This is a genomic window from Bdellovibrionota bacterium (genome assembly GCA_035292885.1).
In the GTDB taxonomy this organism is placed as follows: domain Bacteria; phylum Bdellovibrionota_G; class JALEGL01; order JALEGL01; family DATDPG01; genus DATDPG01.
Genome location: DATDPG010000100.1, coordinates 1 through 17887, shown reverse-complemented (window position 1 = coordinate 17887; position 17887 = coordinate 1). Strand labels below are relative to the sequence as shown.

The window sequence follows — 17887 nt, the reverse complement described above, 5'->3', positions numbered from 1 at the left end:
CCTTCTATGGATCCTCAAACGACGGCCAATCGGACCGAAGCGTTTTCTCGGGTTTCCCTCCGCCGTGCACATCGATGAATTTCTTCACAAACTTGCCAAAGCCGTTGATCCGGCCCTTGTTGTCGTGCGTAAGCCATGTGGTCACCTTTTGATTGAAGCGTTTTTCGCGTTGACTTTCGTCCGAAGAGGGCTGCCCGAATTCACGCTTCCAGCTGTCGGGCTGAATGGCGTTTTTCCAGGTCTTCGCCACTTCCACGGGAATAAATTCCATATGTGCGTCTTCCCCCGTATCCGACCTGGGTCCGAACGTATCGTTGAAGCCGCTACGTTGCGGGTGGGGGATTGTCCCTAATTCCTTCCGAAACTCGCGCAAGAGACGGTTCGAAAGATCGGTGTCGGCATCGAGTTCCGATATTTGATCTTCCCATTCCTCCTGAATTCTTTCTTCAAGGATACCTTCGCGCTGACGGTACGACCGGTATGCCGGGAAGAAGTTTCGGGAGATCTCCTGGCGCATTCGCTTCAACATATCTTCCGGAAGCGCGAGCGAAACTGAGTCCGGCTCACGTCTCCCTCCCGCTTCCGCAATTAAGTTCGGCGCAACAAGCATCAGAACGACGAGAGCCGGACAGTGCTTCATACGAACAATACAAACGCAATGTTTATGCCGGTGGCGAGGTGCGAGTTCGGAGCGCTTAAAGGTTATCGTCGAACGAAAAATCGCCACAAACTGTGTCACACACGAAACAGCTTGTCCGGATCATGCGTGGCAGAAATGACCGATCAACGTTCCTTTCCCTCTTGATGACGCTGGAACATTCTTTGCTGAATGAGGACGGAAGGAGATCGGCATGGAAGAAAAAGTTTGGTTCTGGTCGTCGGTCATCGGTTTCCTGGTGAGCGTGGCGATCGCGCTTCATTCGCTTAACGCAGCGGCGCAGTCGTTCCATGATTTAGAGGAAAGATATCGGAGACAGCTCCGCGGAGCCGACGGCGCCTGCACGATGTTAAGCCTTGGCAGAGCTAGTCTTTCTCTTTCGGATGTCTTGGATGGTGGAGGCAGAATGATGGCGAGGGCTTTGCCCGCCACGCACCAGCTCAATTTCGCTGGAGCGCCGTTGGGGACGATTGGGAAGCTCACCCGATATAACGATTCCGGCGAGGCCGCAATCTGTTCAGGCGTCCTAATTTATCAAGATGTCATTTTCACATCGGCCGCCTGCGTGGATAATAATAACCGACAAGCGCATTACTTTTTCCCTGGTTCAGAGTCTTCTCGCAGAGCTCCTTTCGGATCTGCACATATAGTGCGTTGGTGGTATCAAAAGGACGGCGACTTCGCCGTCGCGCGGCTGGACCGACGATTACCTGTCGAAACGATCAACACAAGAAACTGTGCGGCCGTTTTTCCGGAATCATGGCGCAACGGCCATTATTGGAATATGGCGGGTTACACGTACAAAAATCAGTTCACGCCTCAGCTCGAAACAGGATGCCGGATCACGGCCGCGGACGCCAAGCATGTATGGCACGATTGCGAGGAAGATGACGACACACGCTTCCTTGATGGTTCGCCCATCTTTGCCGAGCTTTGCGGCGATTGGTACGTCGTGGCCATGGCAACGAACCTGGAGACGGGGCGAGCCGTTCGAACACGCTGGGTCTGGGATACCGTTGAAAAGGCGTTTGCCGAGTGGGGATACGGGACTGAACCGGCCACGCACTGTCAGGCGCCGACCGTGCGCAGACCGCAAGCGAGATTCGAAGATCCGGATATGCCAACTATTTGGGGCCTAGGACGCCGGGACGGAGATCTCGTTGACCGCTATTGAATCAAGGATTGAAGGCGGAAGGAGGGCGGAATGAGCCGGAAAAACATAACAATGATCGTCGGAATCGGTGTCTTCGTAATTGGGACTGCCGAATCGGCCCTGGGACAAGGTGATAATGACAAAGATACGATTTGCATCGAAACCAAATGTCCGGCCCCACGAAGAGAGCATGGGTGGAAATGCGAAGGTGCCTCGGAACTCCTCGCTGAGGAAACCGAGGAAGCCCTCAATCGTCTTACGGGCATTGTCGAAAAGCTCGATACAGTCTCTGCCGCCGCTGAAGATTTTCAGTTCGAGGAAAAGAGTGACGAGCACTACATGTGCAAAATCGCCGAGGACGTGGAAGATGAACTGATGTGCGAAATCGGCGAGCTCGACGAGGAGTTTACGCAGAGTCACGTCCGCGCCGTCGTCCAATGCGTGAAGAACGGTGACGTTCGGAAGACCAAAACCACGTTCGAGGTGGATGGAAGAAGCTTCCTCAAGATCGGCAAGGTCCTCCAGCTTCTCGACATTCAAGTGAAGCTTCTCAAGGATAACGAGGAGACGCACGTGCTTTACCATTGTCGGAATTCCGAAACGAATGAGGAATACGTCGGCACGCTTTGGGAGATCAAGCAATGGTATCGAAAATTCTTGGAGAGCCAAAAACGGCGGAGGGATTGAAACGTTCGAACTTGACTTGGAGAGCTGGGTGCGGAACCTTGCTCGCGGGGCGATTCTTGCATGACTCATCCGGATCTTGTTTTGATCGATGATGATGAATTAATTCGCGCAGCATGGTTGATGGTAGCTCGAGCTCGTGGGCATCAGCTCTCTACTTTTTCGTCGTACGAAGAGTTTGAAAAAGCGAGGATAGACCCTTCGGTTCCCATCTACGTGGATTTAAATCTTGCGAACGATGTGTGCGGAATCGTTATAGCTCGGAATTTGCTCTCTTCCGGTTACAGAAAAGTTTTCCTTTCGACAGGTATGGAAATTACGAGCGATTTACCAAGAGGGATCTCGGGCGTAATCGGAAAGGAATATCCCAAGATAACTAGTTGATTTTTGATCTTTTTCTTTCTGTTTTAGCAACGCCGGCAATCAAGCTATTGCAAATTTGTAACAACTTGTCCTATTTTCGATACATTATGTTGACGCCGCGCAACAAACACGCTATGGGGCACTAGAATCAGCGGCGAGCACATGTAAGCAAGAACCTTCGAACTTCTCCGCGTTCAGAGGGGTCGAGATCATCTGGTCCGATTTTTGAGAGAAAGGAGACGAGATGGCCATCGAGACGAAGCTCTCCATCTTAGTTGTTGATGACGACGAAAGTACGCGTCTCTATCTCAAAACCGTTCTAGGAAACAAATACGATGTCCTTTTGGCTGAAAGTGGCGTCGAAGCGCTGGACATCCTGACCCGGGAACCCACCGAGCTCATTCTTTTGGACCTTATCCTGAAAGACGATGAGGATGGCCTCGCACTCCTTCGAAAGATCAAGAAACTTCGCGACGATATCCAGATCATCATCATAAGTGGCGTCCGGATGGTCTCGACGGTTGTAAAGGCCATGAAGGAAGGAGCTTCGGATTACATTAATAAACCGTTTGAACGCGAGGAACTCTTCCTCGCTTTAAGCCGTGTTCTCGAAAAACGCCAACTTCAAAAAGATAACATCCTGTTAAAGGAGCAACTCGGGAATCTCAGTGCATCCAATGACCTAATTATTGGCAATTCCCAAACGATCACCAAAGTAAAAAGAGATATCGAAAGACTTAAGGGCCATAACGTAAACGTGTTCTTGATGGGACAAACGGGAACTGGAAAAGAGATGTTCGCTAGACGCCTTCATCAGCAAGAAGAAGAACCTCAGCGCCCTTTTGTGTCCGTGAACTGTGCCGCGATTCCTGAAACATTAATTGAATCGGTGCTTTTTGGACATGAAAAGGGTTCGTTTACGGGAGCGACTCAAACGCGAATCGGCAAATTTGAATTAGCCAATGGAGGAGACATCTTTTTGGATGAAATCACATGCCTCAACCCCGACCTCCAGGCAAAGTTTCTTCGTGTGCTTGAAGAAAAGGAAGTGGAAAGAATTGGGAACCCCGCCCCGAAGAAAATCAATTTCCGCGTCATCTCCGCGGCAAACGATGACATCGCGAAGAAGGTGGAGGCAGGAGAATTTCGCACCGATCTTTTTTACCGCCTGAATACCGTCATGATCCAGCTCCCTTCTTTAAACGAACGCAAAGACGACATTATTCCGCTCGCCGAGTACTTTTTAAGTAAGTACCGCCGGACACAAATCCCGAAAGTCTTGTCGGAGGATGTCAAGACGCTCCTCAAAGAACACGACTGGCGGGGGAACGTGCGAGAGCTTAAAAATACAATCGAAAATATTCTCATTTTTTCAAAAGGAATGGTGATTCAGGCGGAGGATGTCCCGTTCTTCCAGAATGAACTCTCTAGTCCGTTAAACGACTCCTCACGTGCCTGCGACAATGAAACGGCTGAATCTCAGCCGGTTCACAATTCAACAATTCCAGACAAATCGGATGCCAAATACCAGGAGCTTTTGAAGCAATATGAAAAGGCACTTATCCAAAAACGATTAGAAAAGAATCGATGGAGCAAGACAAAAACCTGTAAGGACCTCGGAATTACGAGGAACAAGCTGTACCGAAAAATGGCAGAACTTGGCATCGAATTTTGAGAAAGGAAGTATGCATGGACACAGAATTGTCCCAAAATATACTTTCTGAAATTCATCAAATGGTTGTCCGAGTTCGCCACGACTTAAAGAAACCGGAGGCCACGGCTCGGATGTTTATGGATCTCCTCGATGACATCAAAGACCAACCCGAGCAAGTTTCGAAATGGAAGGCAAATCTCATTTCTTCCTTTCAGTGCCCGCTAACCCGTTTGGATGAATTTGAAGAGCTGGTTAACAAGTACCTCGGGAGATATCGGTGATGACAGGTCCTCATCCTGAATCCGCGCAAGAATCGCCAGAGCCGACCAGCATTAATGATCCGACCGATATGCTGTGATATGCACAACGGGATGACGTTGGAAAACGGTAACGAGCTGGACCTTTATCTCGATCACTTCTTTGTCGGAATTGATCGGTCAAAGTTCGACGAGCTTGCGGTCCTGGCTGAGCTGATACCCGGAACACGTGTGGAGGCCATATCGAGTGGCGATTCTTCCTGGAAAGGGGTCTATCCCCGGAGCTCCTCCGGGATATACATCGAGCTGCTCGAGCGAAGCGGAGATTGGAAAGACGCCGGGCTTGGTTTGTGCTTGAGCAAACTCGGCAAAGAAGCGTATGTAGAAGAGAAACTCAAACGGATCTTTCCGGGCATTGAGTGGGCGAGCGAGACGTGGAAGTGGAATGGAGAGACGCCGTGGTTCAAGTTGTTCATGCAGAAAGGGCAGGACCGGGAAATCCGTGCGCGTACGCTTGCTATGGAATACCAGGGCACCCACCGCGAACACCGTTTCGAAAGAATTGGAGACCCGTCGACACCGATTGAACGCTTCGTCTCAATGGAAATGACAATTCCCGAGACCCTCCTTACCGACTTGAATCAAAAATGGCATCGGTGGCTTCCCGGATCACGGTCCTTGACGAACGGAGTCTATACGATGGAAATTCCGTGCTACCAATCGACGTCGTTCAAGCTGATGGCCACACCGGGACCGGGCGCCTATCTGCCGCGAGTTCGTAAGATCACCGCTCGACTCAAACCGGATTGCTCCGTGCGAGAGTATGCGGGCCCGTCGTTTCAGCTGTCATGTTGTGGTCCGGATCTCGCCTTCGAATTTGAAGAGCGATAAAGCGAATGACGTTCCGAAACCCGGCCGAAATATGCGTCTCGTTCGTCGACAATCCCGATATTTTGAGACACGCAAAACTTCATCTGTATCCTCTATGGCACAATCTGTTTCATCTCCGGGACGCCGTAAAAGAATTTCTATTGAATGAATACACTCCCCCTACACCACTCTTGACTCGCGGCGCGAGCGCATGGTACGCGGCAATTAGCAGAACACACCTTTACGAGGAGGAACAATGAAAGACCTCATTTTCAGAGCAACAAGTGTTCTTGTCCTACTGTTTGCTGTGCTCGTCGTTAATCCTGTCAGTTTCGTTTTGCCAAACGACGGGCCTATTCAGGGTGGTGATACCGGGGGCCCAAGCGGTGGTACACGTGGCCGTTAAGCAGCTCTGAAGAATCACGCGAACGCTGGCACGCAAGGACATCTGGCGATTTGTATTTGGAGGTTAGGGTCGCCTCACCAGCCGACCCTAACCTTTTTTTGTCGACGCTTTGTCATGGTCTCAGGTAAGCCAAAAACCATGTTGATTCCGCTGTCCATCTACTGTGTATGCATATCCACGGTTTTCGCCGAAACTCCACCTCCGCATGAATCGATGCTCTCCATCGATCTTGTTGATTTTCCCAAGTTTATCGATCCCGCAGCAAACATGAACAACAGCGGTTGGTATCTGCTGAGTAGCACTTCCGCGACGCTGTTCGATATGGCGGAAGATCAGTCACTTAGAGGAGTGTTGGCCGAGAGTTGGAGTGCCTACGACGGCGGAAGGAGGTTTCGCGTCACCGTCCGAGAGGACGCATTTTTTCACGATGGAAGTCGTATAACGGCGGAAGACATTGTCTTTTCTTTCAAAAGAAAGCAGATCAATTGGCCCGACTATCCCGTTTATCAGTGGATTAACCCCAAAAAGAATCAAGACTCGATTCGAATTATTGGATCCCGAACGATTGAATTCCAACTGGATCGCCCCTACGACTACTTTCTTTATCTCTTGGCGCTCCCCGGAACCGGTGTCGTTCCAAAAGCGATCTACCCCCTCCACTCACTCTACCATCCTGAGAAACTTCCTATACTTGGAGGGCCGTATCGCATTGTGGAATGGAAACGAAATGACTACCTCAAGCTTCGCTGGCATGACAAATGGTTCGAACCGATTGGAAAGCGTCCATCGACAATCGTGGTATACGAACGGAAGGATCCCGAGGCTCTGGACCGATTCGTCGCCGGCGAGACCCACCTGTTCTTAGACAGATATGACCGAATCATCGACACGCCGGGGCTGTTCGACAAGCTTACAGCTCTCGGTATCCATTCTTTTGTTCCTCAAATGAATAATGTTTACGTAGCGTATTTGAATGCCGTTTCGGGTTCCTTCAAGAATAAGGAGCTGCGGGAGGCTTTCGCTGCTTTACTGCGTCTGTTTCTCCAGGAACAGAATAGTGTGCTGGATGTAAGGATTCCGGCCGATCAATTCTTCCCTCCGGGGTACAGCGGCCGAGTTGTGGTACGGACACGTCCGAGTTCAGACTTTGAAGAGGTCTATGCTCGGCTTCGACGCGAACCAGTCACGCTTCGATATATGTTTCCGGACACCTGGACGATGGATGAAATGGAAAGACGAAGAATTTCGTTTCTTGCCCGTTACGGATTCAACGTAGAGGTTCACAAAGCATCTTTTTCCCAAATGAAGGAGAATCGTTTGAAGGGCGAGGGTTTTGATTTTGGCTTTTTATTTATTCCCGTCCCACCGGGTGACCCTTGCTTGGTCTTCAGCCTTGATTTCGGGCCGGACGATTTCTATATCCCGGATCCGAACGACGGGACGCTTTACAATATGATTGATAAGGCCGCCACGCTGTCCAGGGCGAGTGAACGCGTTCAGTTGGCCAAAGACATTAATCGTTACCTCGTAACAGAGAGTTTCATCGTTCCGTTATTCTTTATGAGTCATCCATTATTCGCCAAGAAGACCGTTGACTTTTCGGCCACGCCGAAGTGGCTTTTCAGTATCAAATTCGCCGATCTACGTGTGGCATCCGACGTGGATCAGCACGAAAGCAATTAAGCCGTTATGGGATTGTTTATTTCCTATATCGATCGCCTGAAGTTGACCGGAATAACATTGGGGGCTCTAAGACACCCGGATGCATTCATCGATCGGCTCAGTCATAGGATCCTCACCTATCAAACTTTGTCTTTTCACCGCATACTTGCCACAGGCAAAAACCATGGTGTTTCTGGCGTGGGCGTAAGTCACGACCTTCACTTGGCTCAGATGGCTGCGATCATGGAATGCGTTGAACGCGACCACTTCTACGCTCATTCCAAGCGGCCCACAACGAACGGAATGAGCTGTGCACTGGAAGAGGATCGAGCGCGTACAGCTGCACTGTTGGAGTTGGTGGAGCGTGATCAAGTCCTTCTTACAATTTTCTTCAGTCCTGTTTTGCGCGTTCTATCACCCCAAGTCCTTGGGTCGGTACGCTTCTTCTACATGACACTGGATTTGCCAGTCCATGTCGTCATGGCAGAAATTACGTCCGCAGGTGAGAGTCGATCGTACGGATTCGGTTGCGACTTTGACGTTTCGAGAGCCAAGGACAAAGCGTTTCGAGAAGCCCTCGTAATATTTGATTCTCGCGACGTTCCGGTTTCGTCCGAACGCGGGGTCAATTCGTTGCATATACTTCCATTTGTTCAACCGGGGGTTACTTCTTCGAACTTGCCCTTGTTTCGCGCTGATGATCGACCGGTAGAACTACTCAACGAGGCGGATTTGCCGAGTTTTTCTCACGATCAACTCAAGAACACAATGGATACCAACGGTATGGCGGTGTCGTTCGAGATCACCAAAAAAAGGATCTTTCCGCTCCTTTCGGCAGTTATTTGCCAAGCGCATTCATCACATCTTCAGGATCTATTCTTCTCCGACACAGATATTCGAATCAATCGTCAACGTAGCGATATGTTACGTTATCCACAGAAGCCACGCTATTATGTACTCCATCCAATAGGGTAGGATCACATGCGCAGAGCGCGATCTCTCTCAAAAGCGATATTACTTGGCATTCTATCGACGCAGTTGTGTCTACTAATTTTCGGTATTTTTACGTCTTTTTACCTCATACCAAGAACCCTTCATGATAATTACGTGCGTGACTTCGAGGCCATCGTAGAACAAACGCGCTGGGCTGTTTCCAAAGCGGTCAGTTACTCGGATTTTCTGTCGGCTGCTGAGTATCTACAAAAGGCCGTAACCCTTGATCGCATTGAGGCGGCCTTCCTGTTGGACGATGGTGCACAGTGCTTGGCTTATGCGGCTTCCTCCCATGAGAACGGCCGGGGATGCTCCGCATTCTCCTCCGAGAAACTGACGCTATACAGAAACTCTTCAAACTTTCTCCTTCGCGAGACGCCCTTTTTTTTCCCCGTATTAGGGGGGTCCAATACCATTCAGGCCCGACTGTTCGTCGTGTCAGACGTCCGGTTTCTTCATGCGGCTCAGCACCGATTCATGTTCTATTCGGGACTCCTGGTGGCCGGTCTCCTAACTGCATCATTCTTCATCGCCCACCGTATATTTCGTACCTTTCGCGGCGAGATTATGTCTCTTCGGGAATGTGTGCGCGATCTTGTCACGCGAAATGCTGAATGGCCAAGACAGCGCAAATTTATGCTGTACGAATCACGTGATATCGAGACCACCGTGCTCGCGGTGGGAAGGGAACTCGACCGCCTGCAGGCGGAACTAGTGGCGAAGGAACGCACGGTACTCAAAGGCGAATTGGCAGCCCAAGTAGCGCATGATATTCGTTCTCCGCTAGCTGCCCTGAGCGCCGTGGTCAGTGTGGGTGACAACATACCGGAGGCGTCCCGCCACCTCATTAGATCGGCGGTCACCCGGATTACTGACATTGCCAACGATCTACGGAAAGGTTCTCCGATAGCTGAAGCTTCGAAACAAGAGGCCTTGGAGCGTCAAGTGTATCATGTCGCTAGCATGATTGACGATGTACTGTCGGAGAAGCGGCTACAATATTCGGTATGTGCTGGCGTCGAGATCGGTTCGCGCATAGCCGCTGATGGATATCGACTGTTCGCGTCGGTCGATGCCGGGCAGTTTCGGCGAGTGATTTCAAATCTCATCGACAATGCCGTTGAAGCTCTCGATGACAAAGGAAAGGTTACTGTGGAATTGGTCGGGAATGTAGGGGGGTTAATTCACATTTATGTGTCCGACAATGGCCGAGGAATACCGAACAGTCTTCTGAACAAGGTAGGTCAAAAGGGTTTCACACTTGGGAAAAAGAGTGGTTCGGGACTCGGCTTATATCACGCTAGGACAACGATAGGTCACTTTGGTGGCTCAGTGTCAATTAAGTCGGACGAAGTTCGGGGCACGGAAGTGACGGTGAGTATCCCCTCGTGTGTTCCCCCACTCTGGTTTGTTCCCGAGGTGCGTATACCGCGCCAAGGAACCGTATTGTTTCTTGACGACGAGCAGACAGTGCACGATGCGTGGCAACTGCGAATTCGAAACACATTCCCAGAGCAACATTTTCAGATGCTTCATTTGAAAACCGGCCGGGAATTCCGTGAACACGTGCGAACCGCTTTGGAACGGAAACCAACACTGTTTCTTGTAGATCATGAGCTTCTTGGCGAGCAGGACACCGGATTGGATCTCATTGCGGAGTTCGACATTTCTGAACGCAGTATTCTTGTTACAAATAAATATGAGGACACCCAAATTATCAGACGTTGTCTCGACATGAACCTTCGCTTGCTCCCGAAAGTCTTTCTCTTAGCGGTGCCAATCCAGCTTACCGACACACATGAACGCACAACGAAAATAGGACAAATTGTAGATGATCACAGCGTGGGAGAGGCCATAGGAGATAAGCTTTTCCGGTCCTAAATAGCAAGGCGATTACGGGTGGCTTGTGCGACAAGTCGCTTCGCTGATTATCTGGGAGCCGGGGAGGGTGTCAGTTACGTTCGTCAGACCCACGTGAAATATACGCGGCCCTCAGCAGGGGCTTTTGGAACCTAACAAATGCATAGGGTTCCCATCCACTCGGCTGTTGGACAAGGATCCGTCCTTTGTAATGTCAAACGTACCTAAAGCACCAGGGCTATTTTCAACCACCGTTGCTAACTCTAAAAGAAACCTCGCCCGAGAGGTTTCACGGCGGAGACTCATGTCGTCGTCCGCAAACGAGCCTGATAAGTCATCAGAGGAACGACAGAGATGACACCTTCGGAACGAAACCCGAGCTTAGGAAGTACCTGGTCTCTCATGGCGGGGTTGTGGCTATAGACGTATATGGTTTGGTTCGTTTGCCTGAGAATATCAGCCAACAAGCGTGTCGCAATTCCACGGCCCTCATATTCGGGAAGCACGACGACGTTGAACAAGAAGTCAACCGAGGGCCTGACCGCAAACGTGCTGGCAATGGCGCAGAATCGACTCCGCTCACGAGCGATCCAAAATCGGCTCTGAAGGCGCTCCGAAAGATGAGCGAGCTGCTTCTTAAAATACGCCGCCGATCTCTGATCCAACCGGAATCCGGCTGCGAGAATTTCGTTGAACGGACCAAAAAGTTCGTTCGACCCCGTGTTAAACTCCAGAAGTTCAATCCCCGGCGTCGAGAGAATCCGTCCGCCCGCTGACGAAAAGTACTCAGATACCTCCACTGCTTCCGATTCCCAGGAAACGTCTGTGGAAAGAAGGTGGGCCTTCCTTGAGTACGTTCGAAAGAAGCTCTCGATCTCAGCCATTTCATCGGGTGTGTATCGCTCAGGCAATTTATGTGGATAGGCCATATTCCAATGGGGAATTTCGTCGGTATCGGGACTGGCGAAGGCAGTGACACGGGGGGAGATCGACCGCCAGACGTTAAAAGCCGCAAACACCTTGCGTTCTTCCGCAAGGATCGTGGTCAAGTCATGAACCATTTGCGTACTTGATCGAACGTTTCCACCACGAAATCAGCTTTGTCGAGACGTTCGGGCGGGAGGGAACCGGTGATCGCAGCACATTTCATTCCGGCTGCGTGCGCCGCTTCGATCCCGGGGGGAGCGTCCTCGATAACAAGACAGCGGTTGGGTGAAGAGCGCAACATCTCGGCCGCTTTGAGAAAAATGTCGGGCGCGGGTTTTTTGCGCTGTACTCCATCGCCGTCGACGATTGCGCTGAAAAGTGATGCATCAACGTTCGATGCCGATAAACTGAATTGGACCATCACGTTCGGAGAGGAGGAGGCAAGAGCCGTCAAAAACCCTCTGTTGCGCAGCCACTCTAAGTATTCGGCCACGCCATCTCTGGGTCGAAGCCTTGTGGTGGCCAATTCTTTGTATACTTGGCTTCGAGCCGCCATAAGTTCCGCGACCGACACATTCGCAAGCCTGTATTACTCACGTGGGTCGGATACGTACTTGCTCCCGGCGCCGATTCCGTCAATGACATCTTTCTTTTGCAGATGAACCCCATATCGGGCGAAGACCTGTTTCGTGGCCTCGAAAATGAGCGGCTCGGAATCCACCACGACGCCATCACAGTCGAAAATCACGGCGATCGGCTTCATGCTCTTCATATGGTAAGAAGGTATTTGAGAACCAACGGACCGTCCAGGGCTCCTATGCAGGAAGAATTGGCAATACGCTCTTTCGCTGGGATTGAGCTTTATGGGACTTTGACTGTACCAGAAAGACCCAAGGCATTGGTCATCACGGTCCACGGTAGCTTTAATCAGGATCGAAATGGAGATCTCGATTCTTCGAGCAAATGGATGTATCCCGAGGAGGTTCCGAAGAGACATTTGTTTTTAGACATGAGTGAGGCTCTTAAGGTAATTGACGTCGGCACTTTTCGTTATGATAAGCGCGCGAGCGGGAAAAGTGGGGGCGTTTACGCCGATACGACGTTGCTTGTATTGGCGAAGGATGTCAAAGCCGTTCTTCAAGATATGAGACAAAGGTTTCCGCGGGTACCCATCGTAATCGCAGGGCAAAGTGAGGGCTGCCTGGTCACATTAAAGTCCTTCGAAATTGGCGCTCGTCCGGATGCTATACTGCTTCAAAGTCCGGCTTTGCTCCCCTTCGACGAGGTCATGAAGTACCAGAAAGCCCGCGCGGCCGCTCCTTTTTTAAGTGATCAAACCGGCACTCTCGCAAAACGGTATCCTTATGTCTCTGCATTCTACAAGGCGATGTACGAAGGCGATATGTTGAGCAAGATTCGGAACAGCAATGACCAATACTATACCTTGAATAATGGAAATTGGTCGGCGGTTACGTCGTTACAAAAGTACCGGGAATACATGTGGAACGGGCTGGAGCTACTCAAAAAGGTTGATTGTCCCGTGACGATATTCTTCGGCGGAAAAGATCTAAACGTGCCGCCAGAGGTAGGAAACGAGATTGAAATGGGAAAAGCTAAAGGACTTTACACCAATGTGTCCGTACATACATTTGGCGATCTCGAACACAGCTTTCGCGAGTCGAGCCCCGGTGACAATTTCTTTAAATCACTTTCCAAACCGGTGTCTCCGATCTACGTCACGGCGTTGAAAAATTTCGGCAAGGACGTCGTTGCCACTTCGCGGCCGTCGGATTCCAGTAAATAGACGGCCATAGTGAGCCTTCCTACGCGTCGCCATGTCAGTACTCCTTAACCTGAAAAGTTTTCGGGAAGTGCCGCGAAAGGCTTATCGAAACCCGGGACTGTTTCGTCGCAGACAAGTTTCTCTGCGGAACCCGGGAATTTTGATAACTTCATGCGCATCATGCGTCTCCCCGTGACTTGGCTGAAGGGTTTGGGGCTTGCGGCGTTATTCATTTTGTTGCCAGCAAGTGCGGTTCCGACGGTTTATCGTGATTGGAGGCTGTGGTGTCTCTTCGGTTTGACCATTCTCTTTATCGGGAGTCAGCCGAATCTTCGGCAAAGCAAACTTGGATCCGAGCAAAAGACCGATGAAGACCGGGGGACCGTAACCATTCTTCATGTCGTTGGTTATGCAACGGTCCTGATTCCTTACGGGCATTTCCTGTGGCGCGCGACGAATCAAGTTCCCTGCTCCGTCAATGGAGGGTATTTGAGCGCCATCGGAGCCGTCTGTGGAGCCGCGGGCATGATCCTTCGCGCTGTCGCTGTGCGAATATTAGGCCGCTGGTTTACGCATACTGTACAGGTCCAGACGAATCAGAACCTCGTGCAGAGCGGACCGTATCGCTGGATTCGTCATCCCAGTTATACCGGTGCGTTGTTGTTTTTTGGCACCATTCCTTTTCTTCTGTGTGTCTGGCCATGGATTCTTGTTTTTTGGCCGCTTTGGTTCTTGGCCTACCGACGTAGAATCACCGCCGAGGAAGGCACTATGGAAAAACATTTCGGGCAAGAGTACGTTGCCTACAAATCGCGGACATGGGCCCTTTTTCCCTACGAATATTAGGGTCATCGATGCGGGGACGTGGGCTCCCCGATCGGGACGTCAATGGCGCGGGTGCCCCCGGGGCGCCGGCCATTAAGCTAAGTATTCTCATATGTTACGAACGCTGAATGGCGCCAAAAGATGGCACGAGATCTGATGATGGAATGAGTTGATGCAATTAGTTCAACCCACGAACCGGCGCCGACTTGAACGACGTTCCCTGGAAGTCTCGCAAACGCTCCGCCTCAAAACGTTTTCGAATTCAATCCCGGTAAATGTTGTGGATGCGAGTCCTTTGGGGGTTCAAATCGAGATTCCGGGTCCGTATTTCCAACTCAAAAAGCATGACCTGGAAGATCTTGCATTGGAGATCGGACCATCTTGCAAGCAGCAAGTTTCCGTCTGTCACACAAAATCGCAAGGCGATGCCCAGTTTGTGGGTCTTCGGTATGACGTTCAACTTCCTCAAACGCCCGAACGTCTCAGCTTTGCCAGCACCGACAGCGATTGGGATTTGCTGAAAGACGGAGATGATATTGCCGATATCCTAAACGACCTCGCCCGGACCGGCCCTCAGACCCTTATTCACTGGCGGCAGATGAGCCGCACGAGCAAGGCTTACGCCGTGATTAGAGACGACGCTGGGCAGCTCACCATCGAACGCTGTGACGAACGTCGCAGGGTCGATTTCAAAGAAGGCCCCATTCAGCTTCGATTTGAGCTTTATCAGTGCTGTTACATAGCTACGTCTTCGGTTGTTAAGGTTGAGGGGAACCGAGCGCAAATCAGACCGCCCGCGTCTCTAGTACGTTTGCTCCGACGGGAGACCAGCAGAGCTTCGGTGCCGTCGGATCGAAAAATCATCATCCGCTTTCTCGACGTCTTCGGAACAAACTATGTCGCCGGCTTGCCGATTCTCGACATCGCCGAACACGGCGTCCTGGTAATGGATTCGAAAGCTTCGTTTCTCGCACCCATCGGAAGCGAGTTGCGGCAATTCAGGATTGTGGATGGCGATCATGAAGTCCATGCGAAGGCGCAAGTGGCGTCCGTCCGGCGCACGATGGAGGGTCAGCACATCGGAATTCGAGTCGATGTTGAGGAGAACGACCAGCGGCGGGCATGGCACGACCTGGTGTTGGCGATTCGGTATCCGAGCATAGACGTGAAATACGAGAAGAACGATCACGAGAGTGTTTGGAAGTTGTTTAAGCGGAGCGGATATATCGGCCATACGGACGACCCGGAGTCGGAAACCAATTTTGCCGAGATGTACGATGTCACCAAGCAGACTTGGAAGAACCTTGCGAGCAGCGGTACGCGTTGGTCACGAAGATTGATGTGCCGGAATCTGGATGAAATTGCCGGCCATCTGCAGATGGATAGATATTATGATGAAACGTGGTGCGTTCATCATTTGGCGATCGACAAAACCGTCTCCAAAACCATCGCGAAGGATTTGTACGGTGTCGTGACCGATGTCCTCAGCAGCGAATCGGCGCGGTTTCTGATCAGCTATCACCGCCCGGATCTGGCGTGGAATCAACGCAATTACTACAACTTTGTCGAAAGATATCCCTTTTCAGGCCACCACAATATGCAACTGTTTCATCTGCATTATGTGAATGTGGATGAATTCAAATCTCCCGCCGTCGCTTCCGACTTTACGGTGGGTCCGGCAAACAAGTACGACGAAAGACGAATCCGACGATGGTTCGAAATGTCATGCCCGGCCCTGGAGCGGGAAGCTTTGGGATTGCATGGAGACGACATTCACATGGCGGAGCTGGATAAAGCCTTGACCGGCTTTAATTTAACGCGTCGCCGCCTGTTCTTGGTTGCAAAGCGCGGGACCGAGCTGCTCGCATTTGCGCGTATCGAAATCGGATCGCACGGCATCAACGTCGTCCGACTCTTCGATGCGATGTTTCTGCACTTTGTAAACGTTTCCGAGAGCCAGAAGAATGCCGTCGTTCTCAAACTGATCGACGAGGCTCTTAAACTCTTTCGGTCAGCCGGCCGAAATCGTTTCCTTTTGCCGATCCCCGAACAAATGAACCTTGTACCCTTCCCGAGCGGCATTAAGTATGCCTGTGACGAAGTTCGTTGGATTGCCAATTGCGAGGCGACGAGGCGTTATCAAGCTTACTCTTCCTCCTTATTTGGACGCCTCATCAGCCGGCGAAAAAAACATCAGGCAAAAAGCTAGAAGCGCGCTATTCTCTAGGTTCGCGATATGAGTAAACCCGGGCGTGTAACGACCTTTGGTCTGATACTGGCGCTCTTGTTCAGCGTCTCGCCGGCGGTTCTGAGTCTCTTTTGTCATTACGTTATTCAATCTCGGGCAAGCAGGGGCATGAACCTCAGTGGGACGTGGAATCTCCATGTGTCCGAGAAAGCGGAATCGGTTCACGTCCCGGGGGACCATCGGCAATTCCATAAAACGGGAGAAATCACTGAACTCAATTACGAAAGACTGTTGGACGAATCTCGCCTCTCCACATTTTCCGAACCCGCCATTTTGCTCGGTCGGATAGGGGATATCGACGAAGCCTTTCTCGACGACGTAAAGATAGGATCGACCGGCGCCTTCTTCGGGCGTGAATCGCCGGGGCGGTGGGCCCGCTCGGATTACCGACTTTATAAAGTGAATCGTCCGGCGGTCCCGAAGGAAGCAACCGTTTCCCTGCGCGTTCATGTCCAGAAAATCGGGACGAAGGGAACGGGAATATTCCAGGGTCCGGTCGCGCTCGTGGAATTCGGGCAACTGGCAACCTGGGTACGATTGGCCCATTTTCTGGAGACTTGGCTGACCGCCGCAATGGGGTTCCTGCTTTTTGGGACCGGCGTCTACTACTTGCTTGTTTTCGGCCTCATCCCGGAGAGAAAGTACCACCTTTGGTTTGCGCTGACCGCTATAGCTTTGGCCGGATTTGAAATATCCGTCAGCCGGCAATTGTATCGAATCACCGATCGCGTTTCGTTGTTGATGTTCATCAATGCGTTTTCGGCGATCGCGGCGACGAATGCCTTTTTTGTTTTTCTCAAGAGCAAATTCAATTTGATGCCTCGATGGATGCTTTGGCTCTTTCTGGTTTTCAGCACTTCAATCATAGCAGCTATGCTTATCGGTGATTTCAGTTTGGACCGCGTGTACGAACTTTACGTCGTATGGATCCGGCTATTCATTTTGTTGCTGCTCTTGTCGTATTGGCAATTCGTGGTGCGCAAGCGATGGCTTCAAGATGCCACCTATTCCTTTGGATTTTCCGTCCTGATTCTGAGCGCGTTAAACGACGTGGGCACCGAACTCGGGTTAGCCGAAACACCCTACATGGTCCCGTATGGATTCGCGGTCTTTACCGTCGCGGTGGCCCTCGGCTTGGCAAAAGAATTCGCCACGGCATTTCGAAACGTGGAGTTACAGGTCTCCGAAAGAACCAGCGATCTTGCTCGGGCCTTGGACCAACTCCGCACCCTCGAAAAAATGAAGGAGCGTTTTTTTTCCAACATTTCCCACGATTTCAAAACGCCCATTGCCGTCGCGCTCGGAGCGATCGACGACGTTCGCACAAAGATGGCGAATTCGGTTGCCGCATCCCTCGCTCCCGCGGACAGAAGCCTGAGACGCCTTCTCCAGATGATCACGAACATGCTCGATACGGTTAAGGCTGAATCGGGAACGCTGAAAATGGAATGGAAAAAAGCGCACATTGCGGAACTGATTCGAAAGTGGGCGGAACCCTTTCGAGTCTTGTGCGATCGAAAAGGTCTGGATCTTCAAATCATGAC

14 protein-coding genes and 1 pseudogene are annotated in these 17887 nt (G+C 51.1%); 12 read left to right on the top strand and 3 right to left on the bottom strand.

Annotated features, from left to right (window positions below; translation table 11 throughout):
- Nucleotides 1–4: 4 nt before the first annotated feature.
- Nucleotides 5–640 (bottom strand): hypothetical protein, encoded by a 636-nt coding sequence (locus VI895_08005; GenBank protein HLG19741.1) that lies wholly within the window; start codon nucleotides 638–640, stop codon nucleotides 5–7.
- 211 nt (nucleotides 641–851) lie between these two features.
- Between VI895_08005 and VI895_08000 the strand changes: the two genes are divergently transcribed.
- From VI895_08000 to VI895_07965, 8 genes are all read left to right on the top strand, one after another.
- Nucleotides 852–1832, top strand: a complete 981-nt coding sequence (locus tag VI895_08000; GenBank protein ID HLG19740.1) for a hypothetical protein — start codon at nucleotides 852–854, stop codon at nucleotides 1830–1832.
- Nucleotides 1833–1862: 30 nt separating this feature from the next.
- A complete protein-coding gene (locus tag VI895_07995; protein HLG19739.1) occupies nucleotides 1863–2498 on the top strand; it encodes a hypothetical protein in 636 nt (211 codons plus the stop codon).
- 604 nt (nucleotides 2499–3102) lie between these two features.
- A complete protein-coding gene (locus VI895_07990) occupies nucleotides 3103–4533 on the top strand; it encodes a sigma-54 dependent transcriptional regulator (protein HLG19738.1) in 1431 nt (476 codons plus the stop codon).
- A 14-nt stretch (nucleotides 4534–4547) separates the two neighbouring features.
- Nucleotides 4548–4793, top strand: a complete 246-nt coding sequence (locus tag VI895_07985; GenBank protein ID HLG19737.1) for a hypothetical protein — start codon at nucleotides 4548–4550, stop codon at nucleotides 4791–4793.
- Nucleotides 4794–4871: 78 nt separating this feature from the next.
- Nucleotides 4872–5660, top strand: a complete 789-nt coding sequence (locus VI895_07980) for a hypothetical protein (protein HLG19736.1) — start codon at nucleotides 4872–4874, stop codon at nucleotides 5658–5660.
- Nucleotides 5661–6183: 523 nt separating this feature from the next.
- Entirely contained in the window at nucleotides 6184–7728 is a 1545-nt protein-coding gene (locus VI895_07975) for an ABC transporter substrate-binding protein (protein HLG19735.1), read from the top strand.
- A gap of 6 nt (nucleotides 7729–7734) precedes the next feature.
- A complete protein-coding gene (locus VI895_07970; GenBank protein ID HLG19734.1) occupies nucleotides 7735–8682 on the top strand; it encodes a YcaO-like family protein in 948 nt (315 codons plus the stop codon).
- A 132-nt stretch (nucleotides 8683–8814) separates the two neighbouring features.
- Nucleotides 8815–10581, top strand: a complete 1767-nt coding sequence (locus VI895_07965; protein HLG19733.1) for a HAMP domain-containing sensor histidine kinase — start codon at nucleotides 8815–8817, stop codon at nucleotides 10579–10581.
- A gap of 281 nt (nucleotides 10582–10862) precedes the next feature.
- Here the strand turns inward: VI895_07965 and VI895_07960 are convergent, their stop codons facing one another.
- Nucleotides 10863–11621: a GNAT family N-acetyltransferase gene (locus tag VI895_07960; protein ID HLG19732.1), complete on the bottom strand. Its 759-nt coding sequence runs from the start codon at nucleotides 11619–11621 to the stop codon at nucleotides 10863–10865.
- A pseudogene (locus VI895_07955) lies at nucleotides 11606–12250 on the bottom strand (HAD family phosphatase). The gene VI895_07960 and the pseudogene VI895_07955 overlap by 16 nt, the downstream one beginning before the upstream one ends.
- Nucleotides 12251–12304: 54 nt before the next feature.
- Between VI895_07955 and VI895_07950 the strand changes: the two are divergent.
- The 4 genes from VI895_07950 to VI895_07935 all read left to right on the top strand — a co-directional run.
- Nucleotides 12305–13291 (top strand): alpha/beta hydrolase, encoded by a 987-nt coding sequence (locus VI895_07950; protein HLG19731.1) that lies wholly within the window; start codon nucleotides 12305–12307, stop codon nucleotides 13289–13291.
- A gap of 159 nt (nucleotides 13292–13450) precedes the next feature.
- Complete coding sequence (locus VI895_07945) at nucleotides 13451–14116, top strand: isoprenylcysteine carboxylmethyltransferase family protein (protein HLG19730.1); 666 nt, start codon at nucleotides 13451–13453, stop codon at nucleotides 14114–14116.
- Nucleotides 14117–14267: 151 nt separating this feature from the next.
- On the top strand, nucleotides 14268–16304 hold the full coding sequence (locus VI895_07940; GenBank protein ID HLG19729.1) for a hypothetical protein: 2037 nt from the start codon (nucleotides 14268–14270) through the stop codon (nucleotides 16302–16304).
- A 27-nt stretch (nucleotides 16305–16331) separates the two neighbouring features.
- The coding region (locus VI895_07935; GenBank protein ID HLG19728.1) for a 7TM diverse intracellular signaling domain-containing protein at nucleotides 16332–17887 on the top strand (1556 nt) is incomplete at its 3' end.